8 protein-coding genes and 2 rRNA genes are annotated in these 14,523 nt (G+C 63.1%); 2 read left to right on the plus strand and 8 right to left on the minus strand.

The window, feature by feature from the left end; all coding sequences use genetic code 11:
• Positions 1-37: 37 nt before the first annotated feature.
• The gene (locus ACIPW4_RS22310) at positions 38-988 is read left to right on the plus strand and encodes a LysR family transcriptional regulator (protein WP_400661537.1); all 951 of its coding nucleotides are present in this window, start codon (positions 38-40) and stop codon (positions 986-988) included.
• 54 nt (positions 989-1,042) lie between these two features.
• Here ACIPW4_RS22310 and ACIPW4_RS22315 read toward each other — a convergent pair whose 3' ends face one another.
• The 6 genes from ACIPW4_RS22315 to recC form a co-directional block, all read right to left on the minus strand.
• Positions 1,043-1,501: an OmpA family protein gene (locus ACIPW4_RS22315; RefSeq protein ID WP_400661549.1), complete on the minus strand. Its 459-nt coding sequence runs from the start codon at positions 1,499-1,501 to the stop codon at positions 1,043-1,045.
• Between the two features lie 36 nt (positions 1,502-1,537).
• The gene (locus ACIPW4_RS22320) at positions 1,538-2,809 is read right to left on the minus strand and encodes a diguanylate cyclase domain-containing protein (RefSeq protein WP_400661538.1); all 1,272 of its coding nucleotides are present in this window, start codon (positions 2,807-2,809) and stop codon (positions 1,538-1,540) included.
• Positions 2,806-3,375: a YfiR family protein gene (locus tag ACIPW4_RS22325; protein ID WP_400661540.1), complete on the minus strand. Its 570-nt coding sequence runs from the start codon at positions 3,373-3,375 to the stop codon at positions 2,806-2,808. Before ACIPW4_RS22325 ends, ACIPW4_RS22320 begins: the two co-directional genes overlap by 4 nt.
• Positions 3,376-3,548: 173 nt before the next feature.
• Complete coding sequence (gene recD / locus ACIPW4_RS22330) at positions 3,549-5,627, minus strand: exodeoxyribonuclease V subunit alpha (protein WP_400661542.1); 2,079 nt, start codon at positions 5,625-5,627, stop codon at positions 3,549-3,551.
• Positions 5,624-9,295, minus strand: a complete 3,672-nt coding sequence (recB, locus tag ACIPW4_RS22335; RefSeq protein ID WP_400661543.1) for an exodeoxyribonuclease V subunit beta — start codon at positions 9,293-9,295, stop codon at positions 5,624-5,626. Before recB ends, recD begins: the two co-directional genes overlap by 4 nt.
• Positions 9,292-12,756, minus strand: a complete 3,465-nt coding sequence (gene recC / locus ACIPW4_RS22340; protein ID WP_400661544.1) for an exodeoxyribonuclease V subunit gamma — start codon at positions 12,754-12,756, stop codon at positions 9,292-9,294. The genes recB and recC overlap by 4 nt, the downstream gene beginning before the upstream one ends.
• Between recC and ACIPW4_RS22345 the strand changes: the two genes are divergently transcribed.
• A complete protein-coding gene (locus ACIPW4_RS22345; protein WP_400661545.1) occupies positions 12,755-12,886 on the plus strand; it encodes a hypothetical protein in 132 nt (43 codons plus the stop codon). The two genes, recC and ACIPW4_RS22345, sit on opposite strands and share 2 nt — an antisense overlap.
• Here the strand turns inward: ACIPW4_RS22345 and rrf are convergent.
• Together rrf and ACIPW4_RS22355 are read right to left on the minus strand one after the other, a co-directional pair.
• Positions 12,881-12,996 (minus strand): 5S ribosomal RNA (gene rrf, locus ACIPW4_RS22350). The two genes, ACIPW4_RS22345 and rrf, sit on opposite strands and share 6 nt — an antisense overlap.
• A 129-nt stretch (positions 12,997-13,125) precedes the next feature.
• A 23S ribosomal RNA gene (locus ACIPW4_RS22355) occupies positions 13,126-14,523 on the minus strand; the annotation flags it as partial.

A 14,523-nucleotide genomic window follows, 5' to 3' on the forward strand; every position in this document is an offset into this window, starting at 1 on the left:
AACATCCAACAAGAACGCACAAAAAAACCGGATCAACATGCAAAAAGACCTGACCTCCCTCAGCTCGCTGAACTGGGACGACCTGAAGTTCTTCCTTGAAGTGGCGCGCACGCGCAAAGCCAGCAGCGCGGCCAAACGCCTGGCCGTCGACTACACCACGGTGTCGCGGCGCATCAGCTCGCTGGAAGGGGCGTTGGGCACACTGCTGTTCGAGAAGTCACGCACCAGTGGCTTCGTCCTGACTGCAGAGGGACAGCGGCTGCTGGGCTACGCGGAGTCGATCGAGAGCACCTTGCACATGGCCTGCGAGCAGGTCTCAGGCTCGGGCGTGGCGTTGTCGGGGCATGTGCGCATGGGTTGCACCGAGGGTTTTGGCAGCTTTTTTGTCACCCCGCAACTGAGCCACTTCGTCGATGCCTACCCGGCCATCTCGGTGGATATCCTGCCGCTGCCGCACTTCATCAGCCTGTCCAAGCGCGAGGCAGACATCGTCATCGCTCTGGAGCGGCCGGAGCATGGGCCTTATGTGTGCTGCAAGCTGTGCGACTACCGGCTGCGCCTGTATGCGACCCAGGACTATCTGGACAGGCATGCGCCCATCCGCCAGGTCAGTGACCTGGTGAGCCACCCGTTCATCAGCTATGTGGACGACCTGGCGTTCAGTTCGGAGCTGCTGTACCTGGCCAACCTGATTCCCAATGCCAATGCGCATTTGCGCAGTACCAGCGTCATAGCCCAGTACACGGCGGCGTTGCAGGGGCGAGGGTTGGCGATATTGCCGTGTTTTCTGGCGGCGCAGGATGTGCGGCTGGTGACGGTGTTGCCGGAGGAGATCGAGGTGACGCGGCAGTTCTGGATGTATTGCCGGGAGGATTTGAGGAAGTTGAAGCGCATTACTCTGTTGTGGGACTACATCCGTGGGGTGACTGAGGCAAATGCGCCAATGCTGATGGGTGAGACGCGCGAGATGCGCTTTGCTCGGGATTGATGGCGCTGCTATGCAGCCCATTCGCGGGACAAGCCCGCGAATGGGCGGCAAATCTCAGTAGGACGCGACCACGATAGAAACCCTGCGGTTCTCGGTTCGCCCTGCGCTGGTGCGGTTGTCTGCCACCGGCCGCGTGCTGCCCAGCCCACGGGTATGTATGTTCTGTGCCGGCATGCCCACGTCGATCAACGCGTTGGCCACGCTCTGCGCACGCCGCTCCGACAACTGCTGGTTGTACGCTGCCTTGCCCGAGGCATCGGCATGGCCATCGACCCGAACGCCCTGAATGCCCACGCCCAGCAACGCCTTGCCGACCCGCTCGACGATCACTTGGCTCGGGCCGTTCAGGCTGTCCAGATCACTGCCGAACAGCACCTTGCCCGACAGGTCGAACGCCCAGCCCTCGTCGGTGGGGGCAAAACCTTCACGCTTGAGCACAGCAATCTGCTCAGCGGTCAGCCCTTTGGGGGGTGGGCTTTGGCATCCTGCCAGCGCCAGCAAGGCCAGCACCATCACGACGAAAGATAAACGCAAACGCTGTATCACGGCTCAACTCCTGTTCCTGTAATCGGCGGCGGACCGTTCCGTCTGCACCGCTTGCCACTGGCCACGGCGCTTGCGCTTGGCCTGGTACATCGCCGCATCCGCGGCATTTAGGAGGCTGGCAGGGTCACTGCCATCATCCGGGTAATACGCAATGCCGACACTCAGCGACGTGGTCAGGCTTTCGCCGCCGTCGAGCAGCACCGGCAATTGCATGCTGGCGATGATCTTCTCGGCGATGCGTTCGGCGTCTTGGCGTGAGTGCAGTGGGGTCAGCAGCACGGCGAACTCGTCACCACCCAGGCGGGCCACCAGGTCGTGCTCGCGCAGTTGCGCACGCACGCGGTCGGCGACGTTGATCAGCACTTCGTCACCCACGGCATGGCCAAGGCTGTCGTTGATCTGCTTGAAGTGGTCACTGTCCAGGAACAACACCGCCAAATGGTCTTGCTGCCGGGCGGCGTTGCGCAGGCTGCGGCTGAGCCGGCCTTCGAAGAACGCGCGGTTGGGCAGGCCGGTGAGGCTGTCGTGGCTGGCCTGGTGCGCCAGGGTGGCGTTTTCGCTCTGCAGGTGGCTGTGCCAGACCTCCAGTTCATCGAGCAAGGCGTTGAAGTCGTTGCCCAGCTCGTTGAGTTCGGCAATGGGGGCTTCCGGCACACGCCGGTCGAAACTGCGTTCGCGCCGGGCGGCGTGGGCGACACTGGCCAGGCCCCGCAGGGGCCGGACGATGTCGCCGAGCAGGCGCCGCGACAGATACAAAGCGACAAACGCACTGAGGAGGGTACAGAACAGGATGCCGCCCAGGCCGCTGAGCAGGAACAGCAGCAGGCTGCGACCCTGGCCAATCAGCTCGATATGCCCGACCTTCTGTTGCTGGTGCATGATCGGCAGGTTGATCGGCTCACCCAGCAGGGCCGTCGCCACTTGCGCCTCCAGGTGCGCGAGTACGCCCACATCGCTGCGCTGCCAGTGCGCCAGCTGATCACCGTCGTTGTTGAAAACCTTGGCATCCGCCACTTCTTCCGTCCTGGCGATCAGCTCCAGCGCCTCATTGGCCGCTGCGCTGTCATCGAACACCACGGCGGCTTCGACGGTGTAATTGATCGAACGGGCAATCAGGTGCAGGTTGTGGTTGGCGTAGACACGCAATGCGAGCACGCCAAGCAGGGTCAGCGAGATGCCGGCCAAACCCACTGCCAGCAAGGCCACGCTCAGGTGGCCGCGGCCGAGCACCGAGCGCAAGGTCGGGCGCACGCCATGCTTGTCTGCACGCTTCATGGCAAAGCTCCGCGACGCCGGGACAGTTGCAGCACGCTGGGGTGGATGCGCACGCCGGAACGGGCCACCGAGTCGAGGTTGACCTCGAAAGCGACCTGCTGGTCGCCGACGCGCAGGCAGAACAAGCTGCCGACCGTGCAAGGGTCGTCGGCTTCGCTGATGCTCAATACCGGGTGGCCGCTGACCGTCTGAAACAGGTGGTCGCGCTGGGCGTCGTCGAGCTTGCCGATGTAGATGGCGTCACAGGCCTCGGCCACTTGCCGGTCATCGGCCAGCAGCCGGCGTACCTGCAGGGGTTGCCCGGAATTCTGCACGTTGCCCTTGATCAGATCGTCGGCGTATTCGGTGGGGCCGACCAGGCAAAGGCGCAAGGGCACCGGCTCGGAAGGCCAGCGCGCATAGCTGAGGATGCCCAGGACTACCTGAGTCACTGCCCTGGCGCGCTGCTGGGCCTGTGCGGAGGGGGCAGAGCCGTCGTCTGCGTGGGCAGGGCCGGCCAATAGCGACAGGGCAACCAGCAACAGCGAAAGCGCAACGCCTATCAACCGCTCCCTGGCCGCCGTCATGTGAGAATTCTCTCAAAATCCTGTCTGAAGTCGGCGCAACGATAGCACAACGGTGGCTATCTGTAGGAGCGGCCTTGCGTCGCGAAAGGGCTGCGAAGCGGCCCCAGGGTTTCAGCTTCGCAGCAGAAATTGCCGGGGCCGCCTTGCGGCCCTTTCGCGACGCAAGGCCGCTCCTACAAGACCTGCTCAAGCATCAGGCCGGAAATACGCCGTACCTTGCGCATTACTGCTTCCTCGAAAATGCCCTTACGCGGCTCGATCAGGCTGAAGCAATGCTTGGCCCGGGTGATTCCGGTATACACCAGTTCCTTGGTCAACACCGGATTGAGCGCATCCGGCAGCACCAGTGCGGTGTGGCTGAACTCGGAGCCTTGGGACTTGTGCACGGTCATCGCATAAACGGTTTCCACCTCATTGAGGCGGCTGGGCAGGACGAAGCGCACCCCGCCACTGCCATCGTTGCGCGGGAAGGCCACCCGCAGCAGCGCTTGGCCGTGCTCGTCCGGCAGGCGCAGGGCGATGCCGATGTCACCGTTCATCAAGCCCAGGCCGTAGTCGTTGCGCGTCACCAGCACCGGGCGGCCTTCGTACCACGGCTGCTGACTGTCGATCAGCCCGGCGTTGTGCAGCACCCGGGCTACCCGCTCGTTGAGGCCTTCGACACCCCAGGCGCCTTTACGCACGGCGCACAGCAGCTGGAAGTCTTCGAAACTGTGCAGCACCTTGGCGGCCCACTGCTCCCAGCGCGCATCATCATATGCAGTGCCCGGCGCCGGGCGATGACGGCCGACGGCACGCAGGTAGCTGCGATAACCCTGGGGCCCTTCGTCACCGCGGTTGAGGCCGTCGAGGATCAGCCGGTCGAAAGCCCGGTCATGCTCGCTGCGCAGCGCCAGGCCAAACACGTCCGCTGGCGGCATGCTCAGCAGGTCACGTGCCGCCTGGGCCTCCTGACGGTTGACCAGGCGCGCCAGCTGGCCGATGCCGCTGCCTTCACCAAAACGCCGGGAGAAACGCAGCATGACCACCTGCTGGGCCAACGGATTGCGTTGCGCATCACCCGGTTTCAGGCCGCTGGCGGCCAGTGACTGGCCGCCAATCTGCTCCAGCCAAGCCTGGGTGGCGGGCGTATAGCGGCCTTCTTCGGCATCCCGGCACAGGTCACCGAGCACGGCGCCAGCCTCTACCGAGGCCAGCTGGTCCTTGTCACCCAGCAACATCAGCCGGGCCTTGGGTGGCATAGCCTGCAGCAGGTTGGCCATCATCTCCAGGTCGATCATCGACGCTTCGTCGACCACCAGCACATCCAGCGGCAACGGGTTGCCGGCGTGGTGACGGAAGTGTCGCGAGCCCGGGCGGCTGCCGAGCAGGCGGTGTACGGTGCTGACGTCGGTGGGGATCTGCGCACGCACTTCAGCGCTCACCTGCAACCGTTCGACCTGCTGGCCGATCGACTCGGTCAGACGCGCGGCAGCCTTGCCGGTCGGCGCGGCCAGGCGAATGCGCAGCGGCCTGCCCTGCTCCACCGCAGGTGCCTGCAGCAGCGCCAGCAGGCGCACCACGGTAGTGGTCTTGCCGGTACCGGGGCCGCCCGTGATGATGCTGAAGCCTGCACGTGTGGCCAGGGCACAGGCCAGTTTCTGCCAATCCACCTGGCCAGCCAAAGCGCCTTCGTCGAACAGCTGCGCCAGGCGCGTTGGCAAGTCGACCGGAGCGGCTGCATCCTGGCTCAGGCGCTGGCGCAAAGTCTGGTCAATCTGCCGCTCGTAGCTCCAGTAGCGGCGCAGGTACAGGCGCTGGCCACTGAGCACCAGCGGACGCGACTGCTGGCCTGGCGTATCGCCGGCAGCCACCAGCGAGCTGGCGGCAATGCGCTGCAGCCAGATGGGCAAGCCGAGGTTGGCCAGCAATTGCGAGGGCAACAGCAACGGGCCAGTCAGGGCATCGCCTTCAGGCGGCAGCGAGAGTGCGAAATCGGGCTCGGCAAGGGTCTGCTGCAGGTCGAGGCAGACATGCCCGTGGCCCAGCTGATGGCTGGCCAGTGCTGCCGCCAGCAACAGCAATGGGTCACTGCCAGGGGCACGCTCCTCGAGAAAGCTGACGAACGCCCGATCAAGTGCACGCAACCAGCCACGCTCCACCCAGCGATCAAGCAACTGCAGCAGGTCTGCACTGTTGTGCTGAGGCGCCAGGGCCAGCAGATGCTCGGCGTGCAGTGGCGTAGGCAAGAGATCGTCGAGGGTTCGGCTCATGGCGCGACTCCGGCAAACAGGTCCTGCTGCTCGGGCGCGTGCACGCCACGGAACAGCGCATCGAGGGCCTCGATCAGCTCGCGTGGCGGCCTGGCAAAGTACACACCGTGGCCACTGCTGCTGGCACCCCGCAGGAAGATGAACAGGGCACCGCCGACATGGCGGTCGTAATCGTAGTCAGGCAGCCGTGCACGCAACTGGCGGTGCAGGGCCAGCAGATAAAGCACGTACTGCAGGTCGTAGCGGTGCTCGAGGATGGCTTTCTCCATGGCCTGGGTGTCGTAGGCCTGTATGTCCGGGCCGAGCCAGTTGGACTTGTAGTCCGCCACGTAATAGCGCCCGTCCAGCTCGTACGCCAGGTCGATGAAACCTTTGAACATGCCATTGAGCAAGGTCGGTTGCGCTGCCGGGCGGGCAATGCCTGGGTGGGTATGCCGGGCCACCAGGCGGTCGAGCTGCTCGGCGTCGACGTTGCGGCTGGCGAACCAGAATTCCATCTCGATCTGGTAATGCTGCAGCTGCGCGAGTGTCAGCTGCGCAGCGCCGGCCGGCAGCGGCTCATTGAGCAACCGTTGCAGCCACTGGCTGAGTGTCGGAATCCAGCCGGCCCAGTCGCGGCGGTTACACCGTTGGCCAACGGTACGCTCGATGAGCCTGGCATTGCCGGCGACTTCGCCAAAGCCTTCGCGACCGGCCCACTCCAGCAGCCCGTGGAGGAAGGTGCCCGGGTTGGGGCCGCGCGGGAAGCGATGGATGTCGCCACCGTCGGCGGGCACTTCACGCAGCAGCTGGGTATCGGCAACTTCGTCATCGAGCAGTTGCTGGGCCTGTGAGCTGTCGGCGCCAAGGGTCTGCTCGCCGACGCGCAAGGCACTGTAGGACGCGATCCACCAATGCTCGGCGGCAGCCCGGCGTGGCTTGCGGGCGGGTAACAGTTCGCGCTCGGCCTGGGACGCGCGATAGCGCTCATCGCCAGCCTCCGGCAGCGCCGGGCAGGCGATGTCCACGCAGCCTGCCAGCAAACTCTGCAGCCACGTTTCAAGGTGCTCCGAGCCAGGCAGCGCCAGGCCTCCACCGAGCAGGTAGCCAAGCGCCGAACGGTGCAGCTGCGAGCTTTTCTGGTTGCCGCGTTTGAGGTCGGCGACTCCTAGCCAGCAGGCGTGCTGGGCACGCGTCAGGGCCACGTAGAGCAGGCGCAGGTCTTCGGCCAGGCGCTCATCGTCGGCCAGTGCGATCTGTGCGGCATCGGGCGTCAGCGTCAGTTGCGCGTTGCCCAGGCTGTCGTGCCAGGCCAGTGGCAGGCGGCTGCCGTCCACCGGTTTGCTGGTGCAGATGAACGGCAGGTAGACCAAGGGATACTCCAGGCCCTTGGACTTGTGGATCGTCACCACCTTGACCAGCTGCTCGTCGCTTTCCAGGCGCAGGATCTGGTCCTCGCCCGCCTGGCCGGCGTTGGCCAGGTGCTCGGCCAGGTGGCGGATCAGCGCCTGCTCACCGTCTAGCTCTGTGGCCGCCTGTTGCAGCAGTTCGGCCAGGTGCAGCAAGTTGGTCAGCACGCGCTCACCATCTGTGCGGCCGATCAGTGTGCGCGGCAGTTCAAAGTCGTGCAGCAGGTGCCGCAGCATCGGCAGCACGCCCTGGCGCTGCCAGATTTCGCGGTAGCGGCGAAAGCGCATGACCCAGCCTTCCCACACCCGCTCGTCCTGGTTCAGCTGGTCAAGTTCGACCAGCGACAACTCCAGAGTCAGGCTGGCCAGTGCGGCCTTGAGCAAGCGCTCGGAGTCCGGCTCGGCGCAGGCCTTGAGCCAGGCCAGCAGGTCATGCGCCTCCTGGGCGGCGAACACCGAATCCTTGTCGGACAGGTACACGCTGCGCACGTCGCGGGCGGCAAGCTCGCTGCGTACCAGCTGCGCTTCATGGCCGTCACGCACCAGGATGGCGATGTCCGAAGGCTGGCACGGACGCAGCTCGCCCTGCTCATCGCTGAAGCCGGTCACCCCGCGCTGGCCCCCATTCAAGACCGCAACGATATGGCTCGCGCAGCTGGCGGCCAGCTGCTGCCGGTAGAGCGTGCTGGATACCGGTTCTTCACTTTTCAGCTGCCAGCATTGCAGCGCCGCACACGCTTGGCCGTCGATCAACAGGCGTTCGCTGCGGCCTTTGGCGCGGACCTCGACGAATGGCAGCGGGTTGTCGTCGGCCTCGCGGAACAGGAAGGCGCCCTTGCCCTGCGCGCGAGCTTCGGCCTGCAGGAACACCCGGTTGACCGCCGCTACCATGGCCTGGCTGGAGCGGTAGTTGGTGTCCAGGCTGTGCAGGCGGCCGGCAGTGGCGCGACGGGCCGACAGGTAGGTATGGATGTCGGCGCCTCGGAAGGCGTAGATCGCCTGCTTGGGGTCGCCGATCATGAACAGGCCGGTTTCCCGGTTGTTTTCGCTGATGCGATAGATGCTTTCGAAGATGCCGTACTGGACCGGGTCGGTGTCCTGGAACTCGTCGATCAATGCCACCGGGAACTGCTCACGGATCAGCGCGGCCAGGCGCTCACCCGATTCCGAGCCCAATGCATGTTGCAGACGCAGCAGCATATCGTCGAAGCCCATTTCGGCACGGCGGCGTTTTTCCACTTCGAACCGCGCCGCCACCCAGGTCGCGGCATGCTCGAGCAGCCGCGCGTCCGGGCTGACCAGGGCCTGCAACTGTTGCTGCAGGTTCTGCATCGCATCGAGGGCCGGGTGGCTGGGCGGATCACCGGCCTTCCAGGCTTCGGCCAAGCCTGCCGGGGTCAGGCGGGTAAAGCCGGTGCCCAGATCGAGCTCCACCTCGTGTTCATCACCGGCCCAGATGCGCAGCTTCTCGAACCAGGGCTCGAAGAAGCGCGCTTGCAGTTTGCGGCCATCCGCCTGTTTCGCCGCCACCGCGTCGCGGCAGATCTGCTGCAGCTCATCCGCCCATTGCACCCATGGCGCCTTGAGATGGCTCAATTGCTCGACCCGCTGCTGCAACGCGCTATCGATCAACGCTTGCGGCTCTGCTTCGTCCGGTTGTGCCCGGACGCGGCCGAACAGCGGGCGGATGCGCGGCAGCAGGGCATCGGGGCTGATCCAGTGGCTGCGCACCCAGTTCAGCGCTTCACCATGCATGCCATAGCAGAAGCGCCGCCAGTAATCGCGCATGACCTGGCCGAGCAGGTCACTGTGGTCGGTTTCCAGGCTCTGGGTAAACAGGCTGCCACTGTCGAAAGCATGCTCACGGAGCATGCGCTGACACCAGCCGTGGATGGTCGACACGGCGGCTTCATCCATCCATTGCACGGCCACTTCCAGGCGATTGGCACAGCGTGGCCAGAGTGCTTCGGCATAGTCGTCACGCAGTTGATGCAGCAGCGGGTCGCCACCTTCCAGCTCGCCACGGAAGAAGCGCGCTGCCTCGGCGAGGCGGGCGCGAATACGCTCGCGTAGCTCTTTGGTGGCGGCGTCGGTGAAGGTCACCACAAGAATTTGCGGCGGCAGCAGTTCGCGGCCAAAGCCTTGCTCACCGCCGTGGCCGAGGACCAGGCGCAGGTACAGTGCGGAAATGGTGAACGTCTTGCCCGTGCCGGCACTGGCTTCGATCAGCTGGCTGCCATGCAAGGGAAAACTCAGTGCCAGGGGGCGGGCCTGGGTCATGCTTCACTCTCCGAATTGCCTTGGGCCTGCCAGGAGGCGCTGAACAGGGGGCGGTACAAGGTTTCACACCAGCCTTCGAAGGTTTCGTCGGCGCTGAGTGCGGCGAAATCGCGGAACTGCCGGGCCAGCGCAACGCTTTCGCTTCGCTCGCCGAAACTGGTACGGCCATCCCCCTCGTAGGCACGGGTAGCGGCAGCCAGAGCCTTGGCCGGATCTTCCTGGGCCAGCCAGGCAAACGCGGTCTTGGCGGCAACAGGCAGCGGCGCATTCATCGCCGCCTGGCGTGCAACCAGCAAGTGACCGAGTTGTTCACCCGCCTGAGCTTGCGGCAAGGGGCCGAGCAGCAGGGTGATGTCACTGGCCAGCAGTGCACTGTGCAGTGGATAACCTGCCGCGCAGGCAGCCAGGTGCATCACCCAGCTGGCAATCAGGCGGTGCCACTTGAGGTTGTTGCGCCCCGCGCTGATGGTGTTGGGCACCGTGGTGATGCTCAACAGGCTTTGATCGTCGGCCTGGTAGACCCGGCCCAGCCAGCCCTCGAGACGATGGTTGGCGTGCTCGAAGTGGATCGGCAGAGCGCCGTCGACTTGCGTTGGCCAGCGCAGCAGCAGCTGGCGATGACGTTGCAGCAGATCGGGCAGTGGCTGGATCAGTTCGGCTTGCAGCAGTTCACCGAACCCCGCCAGGGGCAGCATGCCGCATGCCTGCAGGCGGCGGGCCTGGGCTTGCAGCGCACGTTCGGCATCGTCAGGGTCGCTCAGCGCAGCGCCCAGCAGGCTTTCGCTGGCGCTGTAGCGCTGCAGGGCGTCAAGGACGAATGGTTCTTCGTCTGGAGTGGGGGCTTCCAGGGCTTCGAAAAACACTTTCAGGCGCTGGCTGAAGAAATGCCTGACCGGGTGACGCAAGAAATCCTGCAACTGGGTCAACGTCAGCGCTTCATCGCTGACGAAAGGTGGCAGGCCGAGTGCGGGCTGGGCTTCGTCATTGGTCTGCTGGTGCAGCAATTGCCACTCATGGGCATAGCTGAACAACGCACTGCCCTTCTGGAAATAACGGGCACTGAAGGGCTGTAGCGGGTGTTCCTGGGTGAGCATGTGCAGCAGTTGCTGGCCGTCAGCATCGCCCTTGAGGCGCCAACCGGCAGCCAGGTGATCGCGCAACTGGCCAATCAACACCGAGGCCGGCCGTTCACTGTTATCACGGATGCTGCGGCCAACCCAGCTGATGTAGAGCTGGTCACGTGCCGACAGTAACGCTTCGAGCAGCAGGTACCGGTCATCCTCACGGCGCGAACGATCACCGGGGCGGTAATCGCTGGCCATCAGGTCGAAGTCCAGCGGTGGCTGGGCGCGCGGGTAGTCGCCGTCGTTCATGCCCAGCAGGCACACCACGCGGAAAGGAATCGCGCGCATCGGCATCAAGGTACAGAAATTCACCGAGCCGGCGAGAAAGCGCTGGGACAATTTGCCTTCATCCAGGCCCGACAGCCAGGCCTCACGGATCACCGTAAGCGGCAGTTGGTCTTGCAGGCCCACGGTTTCGCAGACTTCCAGCCAGCTGTCGCGAAGCGTCTGCAATTGCATCAGGAGAAATTCGTCGTGCTCCTCCTCGGCCAGGAAGAACACGTGCAGCAACGCGTTGAGACGATCCCCCCACTCGCTGGCAGTGGCCGGTTGGGACAACGTCTGGTTGGCCACTTCGAGGGCGTCGAGTAGCGCCACCAAAGGGCCGATCAAGGCGGCATCCAGGCCGCCGATTTCATCGTAAGGTTCGATGCCGTCGCACCCCTCTCCCACACCCACGGCGTAACCCAACAGCATGCGCCGCAGGCCGAAGCGCCAACTGTTCTGCTCCAGGCCCTGGGGCAGCCCGAGGTTGGCCCGCTGGTCGGCATTCAACCCCCAGCGAATACCCGCCCCTTCGATCCAGCGGTGCAGAGTGGGCAGGTCGCTTTCACGGATGCCGAAACGCGCGCGTACTGCCGGGACGTCAAGCAGGTCGAGTACTTCGCTGACGGCGAAGCGGCTGTCCGGCAGCTTGAGCAGATGTTCCAGGGCGATCAAAAGTGGGTCGCGGCCACGCTGGCCCTGGTCGGTCAGGGTGAACGGAATGTAGCGCGGGTCGTTGCGCTGAAGCTGGCCGAATACCGCGCGGATATGCGGTGCGTAGGTATCGATTGCCGGGAGCATGACGATAATGTCACGCGGGCGCAGCGTGGGGTCGGCGCTGAAGCGCGCCAATAGCTGGTCGTGCAGGATTTCCACTTCGCGCTGTGGGCCGTGTGCCACGTGAAAGCGCACGGAACGGTCCTTGTTCAGGTCGACTTCAGGCCAGCGTTCGCGGGTTTCTGCAAGTGGACGCAGTTCGAGGATATCGTCCTGCAGCTGGTTCAGCAGCGTGGTGGGCTGGCCTTCGCTGAACAGGTCGATGCGCCCGTCACTGAATACGCCTTGATAACTGCCGGGGTCGTCGTAGCTGTCCAGCAGGTTGATGTAATCGCGGCCTTGCTTGCCCCAGGCGGCCAGCAGAGGGTGGGCGTGCTGATGCAACGATTCGTCGTCCAGTTGCAGGGGCATGCCTTGCTTGCGCTGCTGGCGCTTGTACTGGTGGCGTAGCAGGTCCTTGTCGGCGACGATGTCGGCCCAATGGTGACGGCAAGGGTTGTGTACGCAGAGCAACACCTGGCTGAAACGGGCCAGCCCGGCCAGGGCCTCCAGCGCCTGGGCGGGCAGAGAGGAAATACCGAACACGATCACCCGCGATGGCAGCCCGTGAGGCGCTGCTTCAAGGCTATTGATGCGTTCGATGAAGCGCTGGTGTACCCCTGCCCGGCTCTGCGCCATACCCTGCTCACCGACATCCTCGAGCAACGCGCGCCAAAGCTCGGCCTGCCAGCGGTTGCCGGGGGCGAGGGGCTTGCGCTCACCACGGGCGGTATTGAGGATGTGCTCGCCGGCAGCCCAGTCCTTCAGCCAGTCGGCGCGGTAGACCTGGTATTGGTCGAACAGGTCAGCCAGGCGCTCGGCCAACTGATAGCGTTTGCGCAGGTCACTGTCATCGGTGAGGAAACGACGCAGCGGTTCGAAATGCGGCCGCTCGATCAGCGCGGGTAGCAGGCGCATCAGGCGCCAGGTCAGCGGTGCCTTGTCGAGAAGGGAAACCTCTGGGATCTCGTCACGCCCGAGCACCTTGCGGTACAACTGCCACATGAAGCTACCCGGTAGTTGCACCTCGATGGCTGCAGCGATGCCGCAGCCGCCCATGTCATCGTCCTGTGGGTCCTCGGCGAGGGCCAGCTTGAGCCATTGGGCAATACCATTGCTCTGTACCAGGGCTATTTCGTTTTCCAAGGGTGCCAGCGGATAGCGGCGCATCCAGCTCACCACCAGGCTGCGCAAGTCATCCAGACGGTTACCGTGGACGATCATGAAACCAGGCTGCAGTGAGTGGGTGCTGGGCATGGAAAAGTCCCTGGGAGAAGAAGGGGGAACGATATCACGGCTGACCGCCGATGCTGGCCGCAGTAAAAGCCAGAAAAGACAAAACCCCTACCTGCATGCGCAGATAGGGGTTTTGCGAAATGAATCTTGACGATGACCTACTCTCACATGGGGAAACCCCACACTACCATCGGCGATGCATCGTTTCACTGCTGAGTTCGGGATGGGATCAGGTGGTTCCAATGCTCTATGGTCGTCAAGAAATTCTGTTGCCAGAATGTCCAGATGGACAGCCCAGCGAATTCGGATATGCGATATTTGTGGTTGCGAACTTTCGGTTCTTTCGTCTTCACCACCGCAATCTGCGTCAGCAAATTGCTTGGGTGTTATATGGTCAAGCCTCACGGGCAATTAGTATTGGTTAGCTCAACGCCTCACAGCGCTTACACACCCAACCTATCAACGTCGTAGTCTTCGACGGCCCTTTAGGGGATTCAAGATCCCAGTGAGATCTCATCTTGAGGCAAGTTTCCCGCTTAGATGCTTTCAGCGGTTATCTCTTCCGAACATAGCTACCCGGCAATGCCACTGGCGTGACAACCGGAACACCAGAGGTTCGTCCACTCCGGTCCTCTCGTACTAGGAGCAGCCCCTCTCAAATCTCAAACGTCCACGGCAGATAGGGACCGAACTGTCTCACGACGTTCTAAACCCAGCTCGCGTACCACTTTAAATGGCGAACAGCCATACCCTTGGGACCGGCTTCAGCCCCAGGATGTGATGAGCCGACATCGAGGTGCCAAACACCGCCGTCGATATGAACTCTTGGGCGGTATCAGCCTGTTATCCCCGGAGTACCTTTTATCCGTTGAGCGATGGCCCTTCCATACAGAACCACCGGATCACTAAGACCTACTTTCGTACCTGCTCGACGTGTTTGTCTCGCAGTCAAGCGCGCTTTTGCCTTTATACTCTACGACCGATTTCCGACCGGTCTGAGCGCACCTTCGTACTCCTCCGTTACTCTTTGGGAGGAGACCGCCCCAGTCAAACTACCCACCATACACTGTCCTCGATCCGGATCACGGACCTGAGTTAGAACCTCAAAGTTGCCAGGGTGGTATTTCAAGGATGGCTCCATGAGAACTGGCGTCCCCACTTCAAAGCCTCCCACCTATCCTACACAAGCAAATTCAAAGTCCAGTGCAAAGCTATAGTAAAGGTTCACGGGGTCTTTCCGTCTAGCCGCGGATACACTGCATCTTCACAGCGATTTCAATTTCACTGAGTCTCGGGTGGAGACAGCGCCGCCATCGTTACGCCATTCGTGCAGGTCGGAACTTACCCGACAAGGAATTTCGCTACCTTAGGACCGTTATAGTTACGGCCGCCGTTTACCGGGGCTTCGATCAAGAGCTTCGCTTGCGCTAACCCCATCAATTAACCTTCCGGCACCGGGCAGGCGTCACACCCTATACGTCCACTTTCGTGTTTGCAGAGTGCTGTGTTTTTAATAAACAGTCGCAGCGGCCTGGTATCTTCGACCGGCATGGGCTTACGGAGCAAGTCCTTCACCCTCGCCGGCGCACCTTCTCCCGAAGTTACGGTGCCATTTTGCCTAGTTCCTTCACCCGAGTTCTCTCAAGCGCCTTGGTATTCTCTACCTAACCACCTGTGTCGGTTTGGGGTACGGTTCCCAGTTATCTGAAGCTTAGGAGCTTTTCTTGGAAGCATGGCATCAACCACTTCGTCGCCTAATGGCAACTCGTCATCAGCTCTCGGCCTTGA

The sequence above is a fragment of the Pseudomonas sp. NPDC089996 genome, from assembly GCF_044748405.1.
Taxonomy (GTDB): Bacteria; Pseudomonadota; Gammaproteobacteria; order Pseudomonadales; family Pseudomonadaceae; genus Aquipseudomonas.

Coding starts and splice junctions, on each gene's coding strand:
- recB (WP_400661543.1), bottom strand. CDS start 9,295: ATGACCCAGGCCCGCCCCCTGGCACTGAGTTTTCCCTTGCATGGCAGC.
- ACIPW4_RS22345 (WP_400661545.1), top strand. CDS start 12,755: ATGGAAAAGTCCCTGGGAGAAGAAGGGGGAACGATATCACGGCTGACC.
- recC (WP_400661544.1), bottom strand. CDS start 12,756: ATGCCCAGCACCCACTCACTGCAGCCTGGTTTCATGATCGTCCACGGT.
- ACIPW4_RS22325 (WP_400661540.1), bottom strand. CDS start 3,375: ATGACGGCGGCCAGGGAGCGGTTGATAGGCGTTGCGCTTTCGCTGTTG.
- ACIPW4_RS22320 (WP_400661538.1), bottom strand. CDS start 2,809: ATGAAGCGTGCAGACAAGCATGGCGTGCGCCCGACCTTGCGCTCGGTG.
- ACIPW4_RS22310 (WP_400661537.1), top strand. CDS start 38: ATGCAAAAAGACCTGACCTCCCTCAGCTCGCTGAACTGGGACGACCTG.
- recD (WP_400661542.1), bottom strand. CDS start 5,627: ATGAGCCGAACCCTCGACGATCTCTTGCCTACGCCACTGCACGCCGAG.
- ACIPW4_RS22315 (WP_400661549.1), bottom strand. CDS start 1,501: ATGGTGCTGGCCTTGCTGGCGCTGGCAGGATGCCAAAGCCCACCCCCC.